Origin of the sequence: Cognaticolwellia beringensis (assembly GCF_002076895.1) — a bacterium.
Classification (GTDB): domain Bacteria; phylum Pseudomonadota; class Gammaproteobacteria; order Enterobacterales; family Alteromonadaceae; genus Cognaticolwellia; species Cognaticolwellia beringensis.
Genome location: NZ_CP020465.1, coordinates 1,644,050 through 1,665,370, shown reverse-complemented (window position 1 = coordinate 1,665,370; position 21,321 = coordinate 1,644,050). Strand labels below are relative to the sequence as shown.

The following is a 21,321-nucleotide window of genomic DNA, read 5'->3' as shown; positions in this document are numbered from 1 at the left end:
AAAACTTAGTTAAAGGGAACGAATATGGATAACAAGATATCAATTGGCATCAGTAGTTGCTTATTGGGCCATAAAGTACGATTTGACTCGGGTCATAAAAATAACTCTTATATAAATAATACCTTAAGTGAATATTTTGATTTTATTCCGTTTTGTCCAGAAGTGGAAATAGGCTTAGGTATTCCTCGTGAGACCATCCGTTTGGTTTTACTAGATGATAAGGTACATTGCGTTGGCTCAAAAAATCCTGATTTAGATGTAACGGATCGGCTTAAAGATTGTGCTGAAGAACAAAAAACATGGCAGCAAAACCTGAGCGGTTACATCTTAAAGAAAGACTCTCCCAGTTGTGGTATGGAACGCGTGCGTCTATACAAAGGTGATATGCCCGATCGAATTGGCGTCGGCATTTACGCGCAAAAGCTAATGGAAAATTATCCCAATTTACCCGTCGAAGAAGAAGGTCGATTAGGTGATGCGATTTTGCGTGAAAACTTTATTCAACGAGTGTTTATTTATGCGCGTTGGCAAAAGCTAGCGGTAGAAGGACTTTCATTACAAACACTTAATCGTTTTCATGCCCAACATAAGTATATTTTTATGAGCCATAACCAAGCGATGGCTAAAGAATTGGGGCATTGGCTAGCGCAAGCTCATGCTGAAGAACCGAGCGAAGTATTGCCGCAATACTTAACCAAAATGATGACATTACTCAAATTAAGAGCGAGTCGGAAGGGTCACGTAAATACCTTACATCATCTACAAGGCTATCTGAAAAACTTTATCAGCGCTGATGACAAAACTGAATTAGTAGATATTATTGACCAATACCGCAATGGTTTGTTGCCACTTATTGTGCCGATAACATTATTACGCCATCATTTTAGACGCTTTCCAAACGACTATATTACCGACTCTTATTATATGAAGCCTCACCCTAAAGAGTTGATGTTATTAAATAGTTTATAAAAGCATACATGACAATATAGGTATTAAACCTGCTCAGGAAGAAGCGTTGAAAATAGAAGTTATTGAAAACCCAGCAACAGAGTTAATTGCATTTTTAGATGATAAAATTGCTGAATTTAATTGGGCGCATTGGGAAGTAAGTGAACGTAAAGCGATTGCTGTGAAGTTAAACGATGAAAATGGTGATGTTATTGCTGGCGCGGCAGGTCGAACATTTGGTGATTGGTTAATGATCAATACTTTATGGGTGTCAGAAACACTGCGAGGCCAGCAAGTCGGCAGTAAAATTTTACATGAAATAGAGCAAGCAGCACAGGTGCGAGGTTGTAATAAAGCGTTACTGGACACGTTGAATTTTCAAGCGATGCCCTTTTATGAAAAGCACGGTTATCAAGTGCAATGGACACAGCAAGGCTACCCAAAAACTGGTTGTCGGTATTATATGATGAAACAGTTGAGCGAATAAAATTATCGGAGATCTACGGCTGCAATAAAGTTTGATGACAAATTTAGCCTTCATTCAGTCTTCGGATCAAACGAGTTAACAACAGCTACAGGAATTATCGCTATGAACATTGTGTTATTGCTGAATAATGACATTGCTAGTAATTTAGCATTAAATTTATTATTGCCAGCGTTGCGATCGCATAATATTACCGTGTTTTTATCTAGTAAAGTGGGTGGTAATTCCACACGCCCTCAAGCTTTGCAGGATTTAGCGCAATTTGAGCAACACGATGTTTATCGGGCGCTTGAGCAATTGCCAGAGAGTACAGAAAAGTCGTTAATGTTTAAAACCTATACTGAAATAAATCAGTACAGCGATATTAAGATTGAAAGCTTAAATGAAATTAATTCAGCAGAGGGCATAGAAAAAATTCAGTCACTTTCAGCCGGTTTAATTGTTTCTATTCGCTACGGGGTTATCCTAAAGAAGCCAATTATTGGCTTAGCAAAACACGGTGTCATTAATTTGCACTCTGGAAAGTTACCAGACTACCGTGGTGTTATGGCCACGTTTTGGGCCTTATTAAATGGCGATGCGCAACTGTCGACGAGTTTACACTTTATAGATGACAGTACGATAGATACCGGCCGAGTTATTGCGAATTCAACACTGACAGTACAGCAAGAAAAGTCTTATCTCTGGCATGTGTTGTCTTTGTATATAGGTGGATGCCAATTAATTTTACAAGCGATTAATATACTTGAAAATGGTGGCGAACTAACAACGGATATTCAAACTCAGGCAGGTGATTATTTTACTTTTCCAAGTACTGAGCAATTGACGGCGTTTACCGAAAATTGTGGCGTATTGTATAATAAAGATGAAGTTGTTAATTTACTTACATCGATAAAGAAAACCACGATATGAACAAAGTTAACACTGAATTTTAACACTGAATTTTAACGCGGATAACTGTAGCGAAAAATGAGTTGAATAATAAACATTAAGATAAGTCCTTGGTTAAAAACATTAAAATAAATCATTATATTTAAAGAGGTTACTATGAGTATAGTCCGTGTTAATGAATTTACCGCTGCAGCTCAAAAATCAGCAGAACTGTATGCTTTTCTAAAAGCACTCTTACCTTATATTTCTGGTGCAGAAGGTTGTCTTTCCTGCGAACTGTTAAAGCACAATGAGCACGCAGAACAATTTATGATTATTGAGCGATGGGATTGTATTGAAAGCCACCAACTGGCGATTACTAATTATCCACAAGATGATATGCAAGCCGCAATGAGTTTATTTGGTGCCGCGCCTAAGGGCAATTATTACAAGTTGTAAACCTGCAGCATCGTTTTTTAAATTTCGCTAAGGATATAGATAATAATTCGTATGTATGAAAAATATGATGACAATACGGCATTACCAGAAATTCCATATAATTCACCAACATTACCTTATGAAAAACCAGAATTAGGTGTGAATTATTGGATTCAAGATGACTTCTTCCCACAAAAGAAGGCTGTTGAATTAGCCAATAAATGTTTTAACAAAAAGAAATGGAAGCTCGGTTCTCCCTACACCAAAGAGCTTTGGCCAGGAATGCGATCAAAAAACGCACTAAGTAAGAGTGACTTACAGTTGGTTGAAACGTGGGCTAAATCGCAAGTTAATAAAGCTGAGTTTTGGGTGGCTGAGTCAGATAGTGTGGTGGTTGATAGCAATACCGCAATTTTAGTGGGTGCTGAAGAGGGTGAAGCAAGGCCCCATGTTGATAACCGGAAGTTATGTCGTTTCGGTGCAGTACTTTATTTAAGTCAAAACCCTCAACCGCACTCAGGTACTAGTTTTTATCGGCTTAAATATAGTAACGGCGCTGCCGGCGGTAATTTGGTGGAAGCGCCATATGTAAACTTAGTTGATGCGCTTAAAACAGAGAGCTTACCAAAAGGTGCTTGGTATGAAGATGTCGCGATTGAGAATAAATTTAATCGACTCATTTTGTTTAAAGGTAATATTGCGCATAGCGCCAGTAGTTACTTTGGTAAAGAAAAAAGAGATAAACGCCTTGCGATAACGTTTTTTTGGTTAGCGGAAGATTAAGTGAAATGTGGCTATTAAGTTTTTTTGGTTTACTGATGATGGTGATAAGTTTGGTAATGATAAAAAATCCTCAGACTTTCGCTACCGGTATCATTAAGTTTAGCCAACAAACATATTTTCATGTTTTCGAAATTTTAAGCCGTTTATTTTTTGGTGTAGTTTTTGTCTATTACTCACCTTTGACCTTAGCGCCAATTATGAATGCGACCCTAGGTTACTTAATGTTACTTGTCGCAATATTGTTGCTAGTTATTGGTGCTGATAAACACCGAACATTTGCTTTGTGGTCAGCAGAAAAATTTAGCACTACGTTTCGCGTTTCTGGATTTTTCTCTTTCATTTTTGGCAGTTATATAATTTACACTACCTGGTAATATAAAAATCTATAGTGATTAACGCAATTGATGAACATGTCATTTATTAAATGGTGAATAAAATGTTAAAGGCCTTTTGGTTAACGCTCTTTTTTGTCGTCTTAATTTGGTCGGGTATTGGGCCAAAAGATCAATTTACTTGGTTTTTAGAAGTATTACCGGCGATTATCGGTTTAGTGCTTATGGCGATAAGCTTAAGGAGCTTCCCGCTTACGCGTTTACTTTATAATTTTATCTTACTGCATTGCATAGTACTGATGGTTGGGGGGCATTACACGTATGCAGAAGTACCTCTTTTCGACACCATCGCCAATTGGATGGGATCTGAGCGCAATAATTACGATAAAGTAGGGCATTTTTTCCAAGGCTTTGTACCTGCTTTACTGGCCCGTGAAATCCTGATCCGAAAATGTGTTGTTAATGGCAAAGCTTGGTTAAATGTTATTATTGTTTCTATTTGTTTGGCTTTTAGCGCGTTTTATGAACTGATAGAATGGTGGGTTGCTGTCGCCTCAGGTGAAAATGCTGAAGCCTTCTTGGGTACACAAGGTTATATTTGGGATACGCAGTCAGATATGGCCTTAGCATTATTAGGGGCCATTGTTTCAATTATTGTCTTAGCGACATATCATGATCGTCAACTGGCTAAAATAAACGTTTCTGTTGCAGGTTAATGAGTTATGCCAAGTTGATTAATTAACTGCTCATTTTTAATGGTTAAAATTAATAATGATGGTGTGATAAAAGTTATAAGTAGAATAACTACTGACTAAATTTTATGCTTTGTAATTATCCATTTTCCTTATGAAAAAGTAGATCACTTAATTAATCAAATTGGTATTAAATATGAAATTAAATAGAATGATGAGCGTGTTATTAGTCACGATAATCATATTTACTATATCGGCGTGTGGCTCTGTTTCTGTTAGCAATCGCGGCACGAAAGTGACGGTGGAAAGCAAGCCTAAGCAACCAAACGTCATTGTGAACGAAAATTTAAGCGAGCATATCAGCGATCAGGGCAAAAAAGAGGGGGAGCGCTAACACTGCCAGGCAATTTTTAGCGCTTAGTTAGACCGTAGCCTATGCCATTAAGCTTTTAACCGCATCGGTCAATTTTTGCTGTAATTCTTCATTTATTAACTTAGTATTTTCCATATCAAAGTTATCAAAAAAGCTAGGTATTGATAGCGTCGCTTTAACATCGCCAGCAAAATAAAATGCCGAACTTGAAGCTGCCGCTAGCACATTACTTGCGCCACCGGGTCCTGGTGATGTTGCCAAAAATAGCATAGATTTATTTTGAAAAACTTTTTGATTAATACGAGAGGTCCAATCAAATAAATTTTTATAGGCAGCACTATAACTACCGTTATGCTCGGCAAATGAAATAATAATAGCGTCACTTTCGCCGAGCTTATTAAAGAAGGCCTTCGCTGCTTCAGGTTGGCCTAATTCTACTTCCTTATCCTGGCTGAAAAGTGGTAATTCGAAATCGTTTAAATCGAGTATTTCAACGACTGTATTTTCCTGTACTTCAGTGGCTAAATTGGCAGCATAGGTGGCCAACTGCTTATTGATTGACTTACGGCTTGTACTTGCACCAAATGCGATTATTTTCATTATAACGTTTCCTTTTATTTATTTTTTTATTAAGTTTAACTGTTTTGAAGGGTAAATAAATATCGCTTGGCCGGCGCTTAATGCCGTAAAAGAGATACCTTTTTTGTCGTGTATAAGGCTGCGAGCATTTATTAACTCACCATTAATGTTAGCTTCCCCATGGCAAAGGTAAACTAATGTTTCGCCGGAAATAGTAATGTTTTGTTGCTCGACAGTGTTACTAACTGAAATGGAAATAGTGCTATCAAATGTGCTTGGCTGATTTTTTTCACCGCCGTAAACCTTTGTCAGCTCTCCTGACTTAGGCTGATAAACCTTATAACCAGCAGGTTCGCCTAATTCATCTGGCAGCACCCAAAGTTGAATCATTTGATTTTGTTGATCACCTGGGTTGACTTCATTGTGGCGAAAGCCCTCTGCGCCAGCACGTTGCACTTGCACCGAGCCTGCAGTCAATCGCTCGCCATGACCTAATGAACCCTGATGTTCAACCTCACCAGCGACCATAACAGAAATAACATCAACTTCTTTGTGGCCATGCATACGCGTTTCACCAAAAGGCAAAAAATTTGCATCGGATAAATAAACAAATTGACCCAGACCAGGTAGTGCTAATGTTTTTGAACGACCAAAATAATTTTGGTTTATCACAAAATGACGTTCAATTAATCCGGCAAAACCGTCTTGGGGTAGTTGCTCAAAGGTTAGCTTTTGCATGTTTTTATTTCACCATTGTCGGGCATGTTTTAACGATAAATATTTTAAAGCTTTAATACTTAATGCGATACAAAAGCTGAAGTATAAAACTCTTACGTTATAAGTAATTATGTTGATATTTATGCCATATTGATCGATTTTTCATAACTATTTATAACATTACTCTACAGTGTGACTAAATTTAGGTAAAATAGCTGTAATCAAATTTCGAAATTACAGTTATTTACTGCTCTTTTTTAGGATAGCCTGTGTCAAGTTACGAAAAACGCTTAAACAAATACATTAGTGACTCGGGTTATTGCTCGCGTCGGTTTGCTGATAAATTGATCGAAAATAATCGCGTGACGATTAATGGCAAAGTGCCTGAACTTGGTACTAAGGTTTTGTTGGGTGATAGGGTTTGCATTGACGGCAATGAGATTAAAGCCAGCGCCAGTAATCACACTGATCGTGTCTATATTGCTTATAATAAACCGGTTGGCATTACCTGTACAACGGAGCGACATGTAAAAGGCAATATCATCGATGCTATTGGCCACACTAAACGCATATTCCCTATCGGCCGTTTGGATAAGCCTTCAGAAGGCTTGATTTTCCTCACCAGTGACGGTGACATAGTGAATAAAATATTACGTGCTGAAAATGCTCACGACAAAGAATATATCGTCAAAGTTGATAAGCCAATCAGTGAACGTTTTATTGAACGTATGTCAAAAGGTGTACCGATTTTAGACACAATAACCAAACCTTGCGTTGTGAAACATGACAGTAAATATGTGTTTAGAATTATTCTAACTCAAGGCTTGAATCGACAAATTCGTCGTATGTGTGAATACTTAGACTATGAAGTAATTGAACTACAGCGTTCGCGTATTATGAATGTAGAACTAGGTAAATTACGTTCAGGAGAATGGCGCGACTTAACTGAAAGTGAAATGGCTGAGATAAATACGGCCGTATCACACTCTCGTAAAACCGCACTTGATGGTGACTTGTCGGAGTTAGATGAAAATGAAATTGATTTAACTGAAATAGAAGTTAAAAATGATGCTGTAAAAGTCGATATCACTAATATTAAGCACCCTAGTAAAACCATAGCGTCGAAATCACCCGCTTCTTCACGTACATTAACCCGTATCGATGTGAAAAAAACAGCAACAACATCAACAGGTAAAAAACGCCTAAGTTTGAAAAAGAAAAGTTAATTTTATCTAGGTCTTTTTAGATATTATCTGAATAAAAGGTAATTCGATATTATGCATGTTGAAGAAAAATGGCGTTTAACCGAACAAGCACAAATATTTTCATTTATTGAAAAATATAGCTTTGCAACGCTAGTGTCTCCATCACTGCAGTCTAGTCATTTACCGTTAATGTTAGATCGTAGTAATCATTATTTAATAGGACACTTTGCTCGCAATAATCCACATTGGCGTGAACTTACTGAAGATATTGTCAAGCAACACTTAGTTATATTTAATGGTCCACATGGCTATATTTCTCCGACTTGGTATGACAATAAGCCTGCGGTACCAACATGGAATTATGCGGCCATTCATATTAAAGGCTGTGCTGAATTACTCAGTGCAGATGATACGACACAAGCACTTGATTCGCTTATGCACAAATATGAACCTGAGTTGTTAGTTAAGCGTGATGTGGTAAGTGCAGATTATCAAGAAAAATTATCTAAAGGTATCGTTGGTTTTAAAATTTCAATTGATGTTATTGACGCAAAAGTCAAGCTGGGACAGCATCGCTCAATAGCCGATCAACAAGGTGTTACTGCTGCACTTAGTAAATCAACATCCGCAGATCATCAAGCCTTAGTGGATTACATGCATGAATTAAAACTGGGCATAGGCGAGGCTGCAAAAGCTTGATACGTTTAACTGTCTTCGCCAATTTAATATCATCTTAAGTTTTACGCTTAATTTTTTAAATTCAATAAGTTTGCTGGCGAATATTGATCGGTCAAAAGGGGTGAACCTTCAGGCCAATCTTGACTTGTAGCCGTTGAGGTCATTTGACGGCTTATCTCAGTGATATCGACATCAAAAAGTGATAACTTTTCACTTAATTCAATAGCGCGTGCCGCTATAATATCATTCGTAGGTAATGGTTTTGTACTGGCTAATATGATGCGATTACTGTTTCTATTATTTCGAACATTGAAGAAATCGCCAAAAACTGATTTATAAGTAGCCGATTCGTAATTGTATAAATCACTGACTGAAAACGTATTTGCCGCTAACACGCCATTATCGCTGAGTAAGTTTTTCGCTTCTTGCAAAAACTCTTGCGTCATTAAATGTTCGGGTATGTAGTCACCATTAAACGCGTCGAGAATTATCCAATCGTATTGCTGTTTTTTTATCGACTCGCGTTTAACAAAAATACGTCCGTCTTGCGCCACAGCAGTAATATGGTCGTTTTCGAAAAAGCTAAAGTAGTTTCTCGCGACTTTAATTACCGCCGGATCTATTTCAACATTGGTAATAGTCGCCTTTGGATAAATTTGATGTAAAGTATTCGACATGGTGCCGCCGCCTAAGCCAATAATTAAAATACGCTCTGGGTTAGGGTTTATTAATAAGCTTGAAAATAGCATTTTGGTGTAATTAAAAACTAAACGTTGCGGGTCGTCCACTAACATACAGCTTTGCTGAGTTTTCGTACTTCTAACATTGAACTTTAAACAACGTAGTCCGTTTTTTTCTTCGACTAATATATTGCGATATAACGAACGTTCACTGTGGATAGTTTTGGCCATCACTGGTGTACTTAAGGCCGCGCTTATGAGCAAACTAGTGACCACCCCAATCAGGAAAGTAATCGATAATTTATTCATGTGCCGCTTCCTGTGGGTTGCCCGAACGGTTATTACTGATCTTTTTCTGCTGATTTAGACGATTGAAGATCATGGCGCTAACACCAAGTAGAATAAGCGCGGTGCTGAACACCATAATAATATCGTTAACCTCGAACAGTAAAACCAAGTAGAAAGAGGTAATAATAGTGCCTAAAGCACTGCCCAGTGTTGACACAAAGTAGAGAAAACCAGCCACTTGGCCACTTTTATCTTTATCGGTAACTAACAAGCGCACAGAGTAAGGCGAAATCATACCCAGTATTACCGTTGGCACAAAGAATAAGGCCATTGACGCGAGTAACGAACCATAACGGGTATCTTCAACAGCAAGGAAAATAGCCTCCATTACCCATTCTGAAGAAAATGCCACGGGCAAAACAGCGATACCTGCAAAGATGAAAATTAACCCGTAGCGATTTAAAGATGCGTTTTTAGTTGATAGTTTGCCACCAGCTAAATAGCCAAACGACAAGCTCAGCATAAATACCGTAATTATACTGCCCCAAATATGAACGCTACTGCCGAAAAATGGCGCTAATATTCTACCGCCCAGAAGCTCAATACCCATAATGCAAAAGCCACTAGAAAAGGCCAGTAAATAAATTAGCGGGTTTTGCCAAGGCCCATTATTGTTGTTTTTATTCGTCATTTAACTTACTGCTTTAGGTTTTAATTCAATTGAGATTAGTCATATTAAACATAACTTCTATCAGATGCTAGATACAAAAAAGGCTTGTTACAAAAAACAAGCCTTTGGCAATACATCATGATTGACGTTTATACTATTTTCACTTTAGCGAATAACTTATTTAGATCGTTTTTCTTTAGACAATTTTTCTTTAGCCAATAGTGGTTTTAGAAATCTCGCGGTATGAGAACCTTTATGTTCCGCTACTTGCTCTGGCGTGCCAGTCACTAATATTTCACCGCCACCGCCACCGCCTTCTGGACCTAAATCAACAATCCAGTCTGCCGTTTTTATCACATCTAGATTATGTTCAATGACCACGATGGTATTGCCATGGTCACGCAAGCGATGAATAACTTGCAGTAATTGTTTTATGTCGTGAAAGTGTAAGCCTGTGGTCGGTTCATCCAATATATACAAGGTTTTACCGGTATCGCGTTTTGATAACTCTTTTGACAACTTAATGCGTTGTGCTTCACCACCTGACAATGTTGTGGCTGATTGTCCAAGTTTGATATAACTCAAGCCAACATCCATTAAGGTTTGCAGCTTACGTCTAACCGCTGGAATAGGAGAGAAAAACTCAAAAGCATCTTCGATGGTCATATCTAAGACTTCATGAATGCTCTTTCCTTTGTATTTTACTTCTAAAGTTTCACGGTTATATCGTTTACTTTTACAAACGTCACAAGGCACATAAACATCCGGTAAAAAATGCATTTCAACTTTAATTAAGCCGTCACCTTGGCACGCTTCACAGCGTCCACCTTTCACGTTAAAGCTAAAGCGTCCTGGCTTATAACCACGCGAACGTGACTCTTGCGTTGCCGCAAAAATATCACGAATAGCGGTAAAAATACCGGTGTAAGTGGCAGGATTAGAACGCGGTGTTCTCCCTATCGGGCTTTGGTCAATATCGATAACTTTATCGAGTAGGTCTAAACCGATAATCTCTTTATGTGGCGCAGGTTCTTGTGTCGTTGCGCCATTTAATTCAATGTGAGCCAGCTTATACAAGGTATCGTTAATCAAGGTTGATTTACCTGAGCCGGAAACGCCGGTTACACAGGTCATTAAGCCATTTGGAATGACTAAATCGACATTTTTTAAGTTATTGCCGGTGGCACCTTTAAGTTCAACCACATTGTTTTTATCAAAAGGTATTCTGGTTTTTGGTATTTCAATACGTTCTCTGCCTGACAGGTACTGACCGGTAAGTGAGTCTTTACACGCTAAAATGTCATCGACATTACCTTCGGCAATAATATGACCACCATGTACACCTGCACCAGGGCCAATATCAATAACATAATCGGCGGCGCGAATAGCATCTTCGTCGTGTTCGACCACGATGACGGTGTTACCTAAATCACGTAAATGGATCAGCGTTTCTAACAAGCGTTCGTTATCACGTTGATGCAAACCAATAGACGGTTCATCTAAAACGTACATTACACCAACTAAGCCGGCACCAATTTGGCTAGCTAAGCGAATACGCTGGGCTTCACCACCTGATAATGTGCCTGCAGCGCGCGACAAGTTAAGATAATTTAAGCCAACATTCACCAAAAACCCTAAACGGTCACAAACTTTCTTAAGAATTTTTTCGGCAATTTGTCCTTTTTGACCGGTTAATTCTAAGCCTTGGAAAAATGCTAAGGCGTCAGCAATGGCATATTCAGCTACTTCTGTTAATGGTGTATCACCAACAAATACATTACGTGCTTCTAATCTTAATCGGCTACCTTTACAGTCTGGACAGTTTTGGCTATTTAGGTATTTAGATAATTCTTCACGCACCGCGTTAGATTCTGTTTCGCGGTAGCGGCGATCCATATTATTTAAAATACCTTCAAACGGATGTTTGCGAATAACAATGTCACCACGGTCATTCATATATTTAAATTCAATTTCTTGTTTGCCACTGCCGGTTAAAATCAGTTGTTGAGTTTTTTCATCTAATTCACTAAAGGGAAGCTCTAAGGGAAATTCATAATGATCAGCTAAGGCTTGCAACATTTGAAAATAATAAAAATTACGTTTATCCCAACCACGAATAGCGCCACCAGCTAAACTTAATTCTGGATTCGTAATTACGCGGCTTTTATCAAAATATTGTTGGTTACCTAATCCATCACAGGTTTGACATGCTCCGGCTGGGTTGTTGAATGAGAACAAGCGTGGTTCTAATTCTTGCATGCTATAGCCACATTTAGAGCAAGCGAAATTAGCGGAGAAAACTAACTCTTCTCTTTTGGGGTCATCCATAAAGCCGACTTTCACAGTGCCGGAGGTAAGCGATAGTGCGGTTTCAAAAGATTCAGAAAGGCGCAATTGAATATCTTCACGAACTTTCAGACGGTCAACAACCACTTCAATCGTATGTTTTTTATGTAACTCTAACGTCGGTGGATCGGATAAATCACAAACTTCGCCGTCAATGCGGGCGCGAATGTAGCCTTGTGCAGCAAGGCTATCTAATAATTTAACATGCTCACCTTTACGGTCTTGTAGCACAGGGGCTAGTACCATCACTTTAGTGCCTTCGTCGAGCTCTAAAACACGGTCAACCATTTGAGAAATAGTTTGTGCAGCCAGTGGTAAGTGGTGATTCGGACAACGGGGTTCACCAACTCTAGCATAAAGTAAACGCAGATAATCATAGATCTCGGTGATAGTACCCACGGTTGAACGCGGATTATGTGAAGTCGATTTTTGTTCAATTGAAATAGCAGGAGACAGGCCTTCGATATGATCTACATCGGGCTTTTCCATCAAGGATAAAAATTGGCGCGCATAAGCAGAAAGTGATTCTACATAGCGTCTTTGTCCTTCAGCGTATAGGGTATCAAAGGCTAGTGAAGACTTGCCTGAGCCGGAAAGCCCGGTGATAACAACGAGTTTATCGCGAGGAATATCTACATTAATATTTTTTAAGTTATGAGTGCGAGCACCCCTGACTTCTATTTTCTTCATAATGACTTTGTGACCAATTTAACGCCCGAGGATTGTTATACGAAAGAGCTGTATGCAAAGATCAGACTGATTGTAAATTACCTTACGTTTTAGCAACATTGTACATAATGGTTAACGATAAAATACCTCCTAAACAAGGTTGTTTTTACAGCCAATTTTACTCAAGGTTGTTTTTAGGCGAACATAAAGTTAGAACCGATTATTATCGCACAATTTTTAATCCAAATTCATCTAAAATCTCTGTTTATGTTCATTCAGAAGCCGTGTTAAGATATGCCCGTTTATATTCCCGCTCCCAATAAATTAAGAGTTCAAAATCTTCATGAGTGCATCCGGTTTAAATAGTATTGAGAAAAAGGCCGCGTTATCGCTGGCGTCAGTGTTCGGCTTGCGGATGCTCGGCTTGTTTATGATCTTGCCTGTTTTTGCCATTTATGGTGAAGAACTTATCGGTTACAGTCCAATTTGGCTTGGTTTAGCGATTGGTGCTTATGGTTTAACGCAGGCGATGTTACAAATTCCGATGGGAATTTTATCGGATAAATTTGGTCGAAAGCCGGTAATTTTAGCTGGGTTGGTTATATTTTTTATCGGTAGTGTTGTGGCTGCTATGTCAGACACTATTTATGGTGTGGTGTTTGGTCGAGCTTTGCAAGGTACAGGCGCGATAGCGAGTGCAATACTGGCATTAGCGGCAGACTTAAGCCGTGAGGAACAGCGCCCAAAAGTTATGGCAACTATCGGTATGTTCATTGGTCTCTCGTTTACTGTTGCGATGATTATTGGTCCGATAGTCGCGCAAGCATTTGGCTTAAGTGGCTTGTTCTGGTTTATCGCGATATTAACAATATTTGCTATGCTAACCATTCAGTTTATCGTACCTAATTCAATCAATACCGCACCTAAAGGTGACAATGTTGCATTGCCATCAAAGCTAGGCAGTTTAATTCGTGACGGACAACTGTCACGATTAAATTGGGGGGTATTCATTCTCCACATGGCTTTAACCGCTTGTTTTGTAACTTTACCCAAGCAATTTGTGGCTAATGGTTTAGCGCTTGAACAGCATTGGCAGCTTTATTTACCGACGCTAATAGGCTCATTTTTTCTGATGGTGCCATTTATGATCATTGGGTTGAAAAAGCAAAAAGAAACGCAAATGTTTAGCGCAGCTGTTGCTTTGCTAACGTTAGCTTTATTATTACTTTGGTACCTGCCTATTAGCATGACCACATTGATTGTATTAGTGATGATGTTTTTTACCGCCTTTAACTATTTAGAAGCGACCATGCCGTCAATATTGTCGCGCATTGCGCCTGCGGGTGTTAAAGGCAGCGTGATGGGTATTTATTCTAGTAGCCAGTTTTTAGGCGCTTTTGCTGGCGGTATTTTAGGTGGTTTTATTGCCGGCGAATTTGGCGAGCAAACTATATTTCTTGTCACCGGTTTATTTGCGCTAGTGTGGCTGTTATTAACCTTTGGTATGAAGCCGTTGAAAAAATCTAAGGCGTATAGTTTTTCAACCAGTATTATTAATGATGAAAAAGCACGTGAAGTAGCGCAAAAACTCAGTGAAATGCCTGGCGTCATTGAAGCTACCATTATGCATGAAGAGGCTGTTGCTTATTTGAAGGTAGACGATAAAACTGTTGATCTAGCGAGTATCAAAGCCTTGCTTAATCAATAATTAAGCTTGATTTCAAACGTATTAAGCCGGTAAAAAGTGCGTTTAAATCACCATAGTAATGAAGTCAGTAATGCTTTTTTCGGCTATCTTTATATTGACTTCATCATCTATGACTTTTCCAATCATAGCTGCGCCCAAGGGCGATTCTGGCGTAATAACAACAATAGTAATCGTGTCAATCTGCATAGCCAATTTGCAGCGATAACCGCCAGCCACTGGCGCAAGAAAAAACCACTGCTGTTTATCAATATCCCTTTCTAACTGCACCACTGAGCCAATGTTTATCTGTAGCTTAGGCTTTAACGCTTGTGAAGGGATATTTTGCAAACACTTGATGGTGTATTTAATTTCATCGACCCGTCTAGATTGGCCTTCTGCCAAGTAACTTTGCTCAATTGCCAAAGTGTCATATTGTGTTTCTGCCACTGACTGATCGTCGGTAGCCGCCTTGTGAGCATTATTTGCGGCAATTAATGCGAGCGCTAATTCTTTTTTTAGTTGTTCAGTAACTTGGTCAATGATGATTTTTTTGTCGATGTAGATAACATTTCTCGCTATTGCTGCTCCTGATTGCTACAACTCAGCATACGTAGAATAAATCGAAAGTAAACCAGTGCTTTGAGCAATCTGGAAGTCACCCGGCTATTGTGGCTATCTGACAGGTGTCAAAATAAAGCTTGAGTTTTATCTTACTTGCAGATATTTTATATATTAATAAGCTCAACCAAAAAATATGAACTAGCTTTAGATAATACTATTGCTATACATTAGAATAACAACCAAAAAGTGATTTAACATGAATGATAATGCTGCCTTTCCACATTTATTAGCGCCATTAGATTTGGGCTTTACCTCCTTAGCTAATAGAACCTTAATGGGTTCAATGCATACCGGTCTTGAAGAAGAAAAAGGTGGCTTTGATAAACTCGCAGCATTCTATGAAGCGCGTGCAAAAGGTGGTGTAGGTTTAATTGTTACCGGTGGTATTAGCCCAAACTTGCGCGGGCGTCTAGCGCCATTAGGTTGTGAGCTAAGCAAATTTTGGCACGTAGGTAAGCATAAAAAAATCACTTCAGCCGTACATAAATATCCAACAAAAATCTGTTTGCAATTATTACATGCAGGCAGATATTCGTATCACCCGTTCAGTGTTTCAGCCAGTAAAGTTAAGTCACCGATTAACCCTTTTACGCCCAAAGCTATGTCAGTGCGCCAGATTAAAGGCACGATAAAAGATTTTGCCCATTCGGCAAAGCTGGCACAAAGAGCCGGTTATGACGGTGTTGAAATTATGGGCTCTGAAGGCTATCTCATCAACCAATTTAGCTGTGTCAAAGTTAATAAACGTACCGATGAATGGGGCGGTAGCATTGAAAATAGAATGCGCTTAGCCATTGAAACTATTCGTGCTGTGCGGGCAAGTGCCGGCGATGATTTTATTATAATATTCCGTTTATCTATGCTTGATTTAGTTGACGGCGGCAACAGCTGGCAAGACGTGGTGACTATGGCTAAAGCGGTTGAAGCCGCTGGCGCAACGTTAATTAATACTGGTATTGGTTGGCACGAAGCGCGTGTTCCTACCATTTCAACATCAGTACCACGCGCAGCATTCACTTGGATCACCGAGCGAATGAAAAAAGAGGTATCTGTACCATTAATTACCACAAACCGTATTAATACCCCTGAAGTCGCAGAAAAAATATTATCCTCAGGCCAAGCCGATATGGTGTCTATGGCACGGCCATTTTTAGCGGATGAAAACTTTGTTGCCAAAGCGGCGGCCAATAAAAGTGACGAAATTAATACCTGTATTGGTTGTAACCAAGCGTGTTTAGATCATGTATTTAAGCAGCAACGTGCTTCGTGTTTAGTTAACCCTGCTGCCTGTTATGAAACCGAACTGACATTTGAAAAAGCTAATACAAAGAAAAAAATAGCGGTTGTAGGTGCAGGTCCTGCAGGCTTAGCTTTTAGTGTTTATGCTGCGCAACGTGGTCATAGTGTCGAGATATTTGACCGTGGTAGCGAAATTGGCGGCCAGTTTAACTATGCTAAGCAAATACCGGGTAAAGAAGAGTTTTTTGAGACCTTACGTTACTTTAATAAGCAAATTGAATTGTTGGGCATAACGCTTCATTTAAATCAGCAGCAAAGTGCAGAACAATTAGCCGCTGCAGGCTTTGACGAAATTGTGCTAGCAACAGGCATTGTCCCCAGAGCACTTGATATTAAAGGTATCGATCACGAAAAAGTAAAATCTTATATTCAAGTATTACGCGATAAAGAACCTGTAGGTAAAAGCGTTGCGATTATTGGCGCCGGTGGTATTGGTTTTGACGTCGCTGAATTTCTAGTTGAAGAAGAATCATTGACGACAAACCCTGAAAAATGGCTACAAAATTGGGGTGTAGATAAAAACTATCAAGAAAATGGCGGCTTATCAGGTAAGACAGTTCAAGAAGCGCCAAGTCGTGAAATTTATCTCCTACAACGTAAATCCACGAAAGTGGGCGCAGGTTTAGGTAAAACTACGGGTTGGATCCATCGTGCTACCTTACAAAAAAATGGTGTAAAAATGTTAGCTGGCGTTACTTATGACGAGGTTAATGATGATGGTTTAGTCATTTCTGTTGATGGAGAGCAACAAACCCTGAAAGTAGACCACATTATTATTTGTGCGGGGCAAGAATCTGAACGCAGCCTTTATAATCAGCTAGAAGCCCAAGGTATAAATGCACATCTGATTGGCGGGGCGAATGTTGCTGCAGAGCTTGATGCCAAGCGAGCCATTAGACAAGCGGCAGAGCTAGCCGCAAAAATATAACGGTTTTACTAGAAAAATGCAGATGTTGTTCATGCGCTTTAAAAAGCTTGAACAGCATCTGCATTTTTTATTTTGAACTCAAAAAATACTTAATATAGTTAAGATTCGTGATAGTTTAAGGCAAAAAAACAAAGTGTTCACATACTGAGATTAATATTTCTCAACTCGCAGAAGAACTTGCGGTACAATTAACTCAGTTTACTATAAAGAAATAAATGACTAGATTGAATGAATAAAAATAAAACTCCTAATTTAGCCATCGTGCTAGCGGATAACCGATAATATGGTAACCGTTAATTCTACTGCTGGGATTGCAGCCGCAGATATAGACATTGCCCACAGTGCAGCTGATTTTAAACAGCTACTTTTGGCAGAAATTTCCCAGGCTAAATCACGCATTTACATTTCAGCGCTTTATATACAAGACGATGCAGCTGGCAGAGAAATACTGGCAGCTTTATATCAGGCAAAGCAAAAAATCCCCACATTAGATATTTGTTTGTTTGTAGATTTTCATCGTGCACAACGCGGATTGATTGGTGATAAACTATCTGGTGGAAATCGAGATCTTTATTTAGCACTTGAACAACAACATCAAGTTTCAATTAACATTTATGGTGTGCCCGTTAAGCGTAAAGAGTTACTCGGTGTTTTGCATTTAAAAGGCATGGTGATCGACAACGTGCTACTTTATACTGGCGCCAGTATTAATGATGTATACCTGCAACAAACAGGGCGATATCGTCTTGATCGCTACTATCGCCTAAATAATCAAGCCTTAGCTGATAATTTTTGCCAGTATCTCCAGCGTTACTTTATCGATTCAAACTTGGCCCCACTATTAAACCAAGGGGAGTTACCAGACAACAAGGTAATAAAACGCAATATCCTTCGTTTAACTCGCTTATTAAAATCATCAAAGTATCGCCCGTTCAGTGCCAATAAAATTGGCACTGAATCTACTAATATTCAAGCCTCGATGTTTGTTGGTTGTGGTCGAAGGGGTAACCAATTAAACCGGGTGATCCGAGATTTAGTGCGCAGTAGTCGTAATACTTTAGTTATTTTTACACCTTACTTTAACTTACCTAAGCCTTTATTAAGAGATGTAGATGCCGCGCTAAAACGCGGGGTTAAAGTTATCTTGACCGTAGGTGATAAAAAAGCCAATGACTTTTATAATGCCGATGAAGCAACGTTTTCAACGGTTGAAATTGTGCCTTATATTTATGAACGTTTACTCGCGAGCTTTTTGGCTAAACGTCAAAAATATTTAGACAATGGCACTTTATCGTTGAGGTTATGGCAACACGATAATAATAGCTTCCATTTAAAGGGCATGGTGGTGGATGAACGATATCACTTGTTAACGGGCAGTAATCTTAATCCAAGAGCTTGGGCGTTAGATTTGGAAAATGGTATCTTACTTGATGACGAAAAAGGTGAGATAGCAGATAAATTTGCTGAAGAGTTTAAGCGTATTACCCAAAATACAAAAATCATACGTCAATCATCTGAGATTGAAAGCGTGCAAAACTACCCTGAAAAACCTCGTAAACTTCTGAAAAGACTACGTATGACGCAAGTAGATAGGTTGCTAAAACGTTTTCTTTAGCATTTAGTTTTAATACCAAATTTTACAAGCTTAGCGGCTAAAAAGCATAATGTTTCATTATGCTTTTTTATTTTTGCACAGGTAAGGAAGGCTTTGGCGGTAATATAGTGTCTAGTTGGGCATGTTGGTATTCGTCTACATTAATAAAATACTGTTTTAATGTGCCATCAGCAACTAACTTGAGAATTTTCTGGTCATAAAGTTTTTTAAGTTTTTCACCTTTAGCTGAATGGCTAAAAGCTAGATATAAAGGCGCTTCAGTCCCTATGATTTGATGACTATAACGCTTGTCGGGGTCTGCTAAATATAAATTGGTTTGATAGGCAACGGCAAGATCTACACGTTTTTTTTCAATCAGCTTAGCGACATTATCAATGTAGCCTACGCCATAAAAATGACTACTGCTTGGTAAAAATTTTTGTAGACCATAATCTTTTTTACCCGCTACAGTGAGGCCAGCTAAGTCATCAATACCTTTAATGTTATGAACGTTCTTATCAAAAATAGCATACAGCGGATATTCAATATCTAGATGATGCTGTGGAAAAATCAGCTTACGATTTGTGTTTTTATAGCTGCCAACAAGTATATCTGCACGTCTCGTTTCTACTAAAGTTAGCGCACGACTCCAGCTAGTTGATATAAACTCTAATTGATAGTGCTTTCCATACACCGCTCTGACGATATCCCAGTATGTGCCTGTACCATCAGCGTTGGTGTATTCCTGCCATTCCTCGCTCGCAACGGTTAATACAGGTAACGGCTGTGCTGCAAAGCTATGACCCATGAAAAGAGCCGCGATACATATAATTATTTTATCCATAAAATATTAATTAGTTCCGTTAAAGTGAGTTTGATAGCTCACTATTACTGCTAATGATAAGATGAGCATAACTTTATTTTTCAAAAATGTTAATAACAAATGGCTGTTCATGGGAAAAGCCAATTGCTAACTTGAGGTATATATTTGCTGTGCCGGATTAAAGCTCATCCAAGACGTTAGCACATACTTATTCGATGAAATAGGTATATTACCTCGGTGTGTATGGGTAAAGCCGCATGGAGCAATAATCATACTGCCGGCTTTAGGTTTAATGCTTTTATTTTGATAATAAAAGTCTGTTTCGCCACCTTCTTCAACGTCATTTAAATAAATTATAAACAGTAGCACCCGATGCAGCGCTTTATTCTCACCCAGTTGTGGAAAAATTTCCGAGTGCCAATAGCCATAGTTCCCCTTGCCTTGCTCATACCGCTGACCATTTACAGGCGCCAAATTGAACAAATATTTTATCAAATTAAATAAATTTGGTTTGCCAACTTCTTCAAAATTATCAACTGTTAATACTACGGGCTGTTTGGTTTTAGGGTGTTGAACGGTTAATGAAATACCACCAATTAAGCTAAAGAAATATTTGCCAATATAATCGGTAATATGCTCGCCACAGGCTTGTAAAATTGTTTGTAACGCAGGCTGAAATTCAGCATGTTGGTTGAGGTAAATATCTTGACTGAGTTTTTTTGTGGTATCAACACCGTTACCCGTTCTTCCGGGCACTTTATGATTGCTGTTATCAAAATCTTGAATAAATTTTTCACAAAACTCTGGGCTAAGTGCATCAGGGTATACTTCAATAAAATCTGTCATAGTTATATTCTTATTATTAATCTGAACTCAGCATACAACAAACGGCTACTAATTTAATTACCTTGTCGGTAAATCTCTGTAGAATGTTGTCATAAATTTTATTTATAAAGTGTTTACCATGGTTGTTTTAGTCACGATAAATCAAGCTATTAAAAATATACACTTTGTGATTTAAATACAAATATTTCGAAAAAACAATGTAGAGAATCATAATGATTAAAGAAAGTATAAAACCAAGATTTTGTGAAACAGATGGTTTAGGTCATATCAACAATACCGTAGTTGCACAGTGGTTTGAGGGCGCTAGAGATCCTGTTTTTAAATGGTTTACCCCTGATCTTAGTGTAAAAAATTGGAAGTTAATTTTAGCTAAGACCACCGTTGAGTTCCATGCTGAATTACAATATGGCGCTGATGTAGAGTTAAAAACTTATATTAGCCGCATTGGAAATAGCTCTTTTGATGTCTATCAAGAAGCATGGCAGGAAGATAAAAAATGTGCATCGGGTACCGCTGTTATGGTGCATTTTGACCATCAGACTAAAAAGTCGCAAAAGATTGCAGATGCGACAATCAATAGTATGAAAGAGCACTCTTTTGCTTAAACAGCATTAGAAATACTACGAATGTATTCTCAGGCTAATCATGATTAAGATTGCATGATTGACCGCACTGAAAGCCAGCGAGTGCTCTTAAAATAACTCTATTCATGTGCATCGTAATTTGCTTAAGTTGGATAAAATATTTAATAAAAAAACCGTAAATCTAGCG

22 protein-coding genes are annotated in these 21,321 nt (G+C 38.6%); 14 read left to right on the top strand and 8 right to left on the bottom strand.

Annotated features, from left to right (window positions below; genetic code table 11):
- Positions 1-24: 24 nt before the first annotated feature.
- The 8 genes from B5D82_RS07015 (at position 25) to B5D82_RS06980 (ending at position 4,941) form a co-directional block, all read left to right on the top strand.
- Complete coding sequence (locus B5D82_RS07015; RefSeq protein ID WP_081150240.1) at positions 25-969, top strand: YbgA family protein; 945 nt, start codon at positions 25-27, stop codon at positions 967-969.
- A gap of 46 nt (positions 970-1,015) precedes the next feature.
- Positions 1,016-1,435: a GNAT family N-acetyltransferase gene (locus B5D82_RS07010; RefSeq protein ID WP_081150238.1), complete on the top strand. Its 420-nt coding sequence runs from the start codon at positions 1,016-1,018 to the stop codon at positions 1,433-1,435.
- A gap of 102 nt (positions 1,436-1,537) precedes the next feature.
- Positions 1,538-2,344, top strand: a complete 807-nt coding sequence (locus B5D82_RS07005) for a formyl transferase (protein ID WP_081150236.1) — start codon at positions 1,538-1,540, stop codon at positions 2,342-2,344.
- Positions 2,345-2,479: 135 nt separating this feature from the next.
- Complete coding sequence (locus B5D82_RS07000) at positions 2,480-2,761, top strand: putative quinol monooxygenase (protein ID WP_081150234.1); 282 nt, start codon at positions 2,480-2,482, stop codon at positions 2,759-2,761.
- Between the two features lie 51 nt (positions 2,762-2,812).
- Positions 2,813-3,523, top strand: coding sequence for a DUF6445 family protein (locus B5D82_RS06995; RefSeq protein ID WP_081150232.1), 711 nt, complete (start codon positions 2,813-2,815; stop codon positions 3,521-3,523).
- Positions 3,524-3,528: 5 nt separating this feature from the next.
- Complete coding sequence (locus B5D82_RS06990; protein ID WP_081150230.1) at positions 3,529-3,897, top strand: hypothetical protein; 369 nt, start codon at positions 3,529-3,531, stop codon at positions 3,895-3,897.
- 62 nt (positions 3,898-3,959) lie between these two features.
- A complete protein-coding gene (locus B5D82_RS06985; protein ID WP_081150228.1) occupies positions 3,960-4,571 on the top strand; it encodes a DUF2238 domain-containing protein in 612 nt (203 codons plus the stop codon).
- A 172-nt stretch (positions 4,572-4,743) separates the two neighbouring features.
- On the top strand, positions 4,744-4,941 hold the full coding sequence (locus B5D82_RS06980) for a hypothetical protein (protein ID WP_081150226.1): 198 nt from the start codon (positions 4,744-4,746) through the stop codon (positions 4,939-4,941).
- A gap of 39 nt (positions 4,942-4,980) precedes the next feature.
- Here the strand turns inward: B5D82_RS06980 and B5D82_RS06975 are convergent, their stop codons facing one another.
- Positions 4,981-5,520 (bottom strand): NADPH-dependent FMN reductase, encoded by a 540-nt coding sequence (locus B5D82_RS06975; RefSeq protein WP_081150224.1) that lies wholly within the window; start codon positions 5,518-5,520, stop codon positions 4,981-4,983.
- A gap of 18 nt (positions 5,521-5,538) precedes the next feature.
- On the bottom strand, positions 5,539-6,237 hold the full coding sequence (locus tag B5D82_RS06970) for a pirin family protein (protein ID WP_081150222.1): 699 nt from the start codon (positions 6,235-6,237) through the stop codon (positions 5,539-5,541).
- Between the two features lie 248 nt (positions 6,238-6,485).
- On the opposite strand from B5D82_RS06970, the gene rluF reads away from it, so the two are divergent.
- Together rluF and B5D82_RS06960 are read left to right on the top strand one after the other, a co-directional pair.
- The gene (gene rluF / locus B5D82_RS06965) at positions 6,486-7,442 is read left to right on the top strand and encodes a 23S rRNA pseudouridine(2604) synthase RluF (RefSeq protein ID WP_081150220.1); all 957 of its coding nucleotides are present in this window, start codon (positions 6,486-6,488) and stop codon (positions 7,440-7,442) included.
- A 51-nt stretch (positions 7,443-7,493) separates the two neighbouring features.
- On the top strand, positions 7,494-8,120 hold the full coding sequence (locus B5D82_RS06960) for an FMN-binding negative transcriptional regulator (RefSeq protein WP_081150218.1): 627 nt from the start codon (positions 7,494-7,496) through the stop codon (positions 8,118-8,120).
- A gap of 47 nt (positions 8,121-8,167) precedes the next feature.
- On the opposite strand, the gene B5D82_RS06955 is transcribed toward B5D82_RS06960, so the two are convergent.
- From B5D82_RS06955 to uvrA, 3 genes are all read right to left on the bottom strand, one after another.
- Complete coding sequence (locus tag B5D82_RS06955; RefSeq protein ID WP_081150217.1) at positions 8,168-9,088, bottom strand: spermidine synthase; 921 nt, start codon at positions 9,086-9,088, stop codon at positions 8,168-8,170.
- Positions 9,081-9,758 carry a fused MFS/spermidine synthase gene (locus tag B5D82_RS06950; protein ID WP_081150215.1) on the bottom strand — a complete coding sequence of 226 codons (678 nt, stop codon included), beginning with the start codon at positions 9,756-9,758 and terminating at the stop codon, positions 9,081-9,083. The genes B5D82_RS06955 and B5D82_RS06950 overlap by 8 nt, the downstream gene beginning before the upstream one ends.
- 156 nt (positions 9,759-9,914) lie before the next feature.
- On the bottom strand, positions 9,915-12,773 hold the full coding sequence (gene uvrA / locus B5D82_RS06945; protein WP_081150213.1) for an excinuclease ABC subunit UvrA: 2,859 nt from the start codon (positions 12,771-12,773) through the stop codon (positions 9,915-9,917).
- Between the two features lie 322 nt (positions 12,774-13,095).
- Between uvrA and B5D82_RS06940 the strand changes: the two genes are divergently transcribed.
- Positions 13,096-14,460: an MFS transporter gene (locus B5D82_RS06940; protein WP_081150212.1), complete on the top strand. Its 1,365-nt coding sequence runs from the start codon at positions 13,096-13,098 to the stop codon at positions 14,458-14,460.
- Positions 14,461-14,502: 42 nt separating this feature from the next.
- On the opposite strand, the gene B5D82_RS06935 is transcribed toward B5D82_RS06940, so the two are convergent.
- Positions 14,503-14,886 (bottom strand): GreA/GreB family elongation factor, encoded by a 384-nt coding sequence (locus B5D82_RS06935; RefSeq protein ID WP_245807579.1) that lies wholly within the window; start codon positions 14,884-14,886, stop codon positions 14,503-14,505.
- 370 nt (positions 14,887-15,256) lie between these two features.
- Between B5D82_RS06935 and B5D82_RS06930 the strand changes: the two genes are divergently transcribed.
- Entirely contained in the window at positions 15,257-17,287 is a 2,031-nt protein-coding gene (locus tag B5D82_RS06930) for an NADPH-dependent 2,4-dienoyl-CoA reductase (RefSeq protein WP_081150209.1), read from the top strand.
- 283 nt (positions 17,288-17,570) lie between these two features.
- Positions 17,571-18,902, top strand: a complete 1,332-nt coding sequence (gene pssA / locus B5D82_RS06925) for a CDP-diacylglycerol--serine O-phosphatidyltransferase (protein ID WP_081150207.1) — start codon at positions 17,571-17,573, stop codon at positions 18,900-18,902.
- Positions 18,903-18,969: 67 nt separating this feature from the next.
- On the opposite strand, the gene B5D82_RS06920 is transcribed toward pssA, so the two are convergent.
- On the bottom strand, positions 18,970-19,725 hold the full coding sequence (locus tag B5D82_RS06920) for a substrate-binding periplasmic protein (RefSeq protein ID WP_081150205.1): 756 nt from the start codon (positions 19,723-19,725) through the stop codon (positions 18,970-18,972).
- Positions 19,726-19,851: 126 nt separating this feature from the next.
- On the bottom strand, positions 19,852-20,550 hold the full coding sequence (locus B5D82_RS06915) for a 2OG-Fe(II) oxygenase (protein ID WP_081150203.1): 699 nt from the start codon (positions 20,548-20,550) through the stop codon (positions 19,852-19,854).
- A 212-nt stretch (positions 20,551-20,762) separates the two neighbouring features.
- On the opposite strand from B5D82_RS06915, the gene B5D82_RS06910 reads away from it, so the two are divergent.
- Entirely contained in the window at positions 20,763-21,155 is a 393-nt protein-coding gene (locus B5D82_RS06910) for an acyl-CoA thioesterase (RefSeq protein ID WP_081150201.1), read from the top strand.
- Positions 21,156-21,321: the final 166 nt, after the last annotated feature.

Coding starts and splice junctions, on each gene's coding strand:
- B5D82_RS07015 (WP_081150240.1), top strand. CDS start 25: ATGGATAACAAGATATCAATTGGCATCAGTAGTTGCTTATTGGGCCAT.
- B5D82_RS07005 (WP_081150236.1), top strand. CDS start 1,538: ATGAACATTGTGTTATTGCTGAATAATGACATTGCTAGTAATTTAGCA.
- B5D82_RS07000 (WP_081150234.1), top strand. CDS start 2,480: ATGAGTATAGTCCGTGTTAATGAATTTACCGCTGCAGCTCAAAAATCA.
- B5D82_RS06995 (WP_081150232.1), top strand. CDS start 2,813: ATGTATGAAAAATATGATGACAATACGGCATTACCAGAAATTCCATAT.
- B5D82_RS06990 (WP_081150230.1), top strand. CDS start 3,529: ATGTGGCTATTAAGTTTTTTTGGTTTACTGATGATGGTGATAAGTTTG.
- B5D82_RS06985 (WP_081150228.1), top strand. CDS start 3,960: ATGTTAAAGGCCTTTTGGTTAACGCTCTTTTTTGTCGTCTTAATTTGG.
- B5D82_RS06980 (WP_081150226.1), top strand. CDS start 4,744: ATGAAATTAAATAGAATGATGAGCGTGTTATTAGTCACGATAATCATA.
- B5D82_RS06975 (WP_081150224.1), bottom strand. CDS start 5,520: ATGAAAATAATCGCATTTGGTGCAAGTACAAGCCGTAAGTCAATCAAT.
- B5D82_RS06970 (WP_081150222.1), bottom strand. CDS start 6,237: ATGCAAAAGCTAACCTTTGAGCAACTACCCCAAGACGGTTTTGCCGGA.
- B5D82_RS06960 (WP_081150218.1), top strand. CDS start 7,494: ATGCATGTTGAAGAAAAATGGCGTTTAACCGAACAAGCACAAATATTT.
- B5D82_RS06955 (WP_081150217.1), bottom strand. CDS start 9,088: ATGAATAAATTATCGATTACTTTCCTGATTGGGGTGGTCACTAGTTTG.
- B5D82_RS06950 (WP_081150215.1), bottom strand. CDS start 9,758: ATGACGAATAAAAACAACAATAATGGGCCTTGGCAAAACCCGCTAATT.
- uvrA (WP_081150213.1), bottom strand. CDS start 12,773: ATGAAGAAAATAGAAGTCAGGGGTGCTCGCACTCATAACTTAAAAAAT.
- B5D82_RS06940 (WP_081150212.1), top strand. CDS start 13,096: ATGAGTGCATCCGGTTTAAATAGTATTGAGAAAAAGGCCGCGTTATCG.
- B5D82_RS06930 (WP_081150209.1), top strand. CDS start 15,257: ATGAATGATAATGCTGCCTTTCCACATTTATTAGCGCCATTAGATTTG.
- pssA (WP_081150207.1), top strand. CDS start 17,571: ATGGTAACCGTTAATTCTACTGCTGGGATTGCAGCCGCAGATATAGAC.
- B5D82_RS06920 (WP_081150205.1), bottom strand. CDS start 19,725: ATGGATAAAATAATTATATGTATCGCGGCTCTTTTCATGGGTCATAGC.
- B5D82_RS06915 (WP_081150203.1), bottom strand. CDS start 20,550: ATGACAGATTTTATTGAAGTATACCCTGATGCACTTAGCCCAGAGTTT.
- B5D82_RS06910 (WP_081150201.1), top strand. CDS start 20,763: ATGATTAAAGAAAGTATAAAACCAAGATTTTGTGAAACAGATGGTTTA.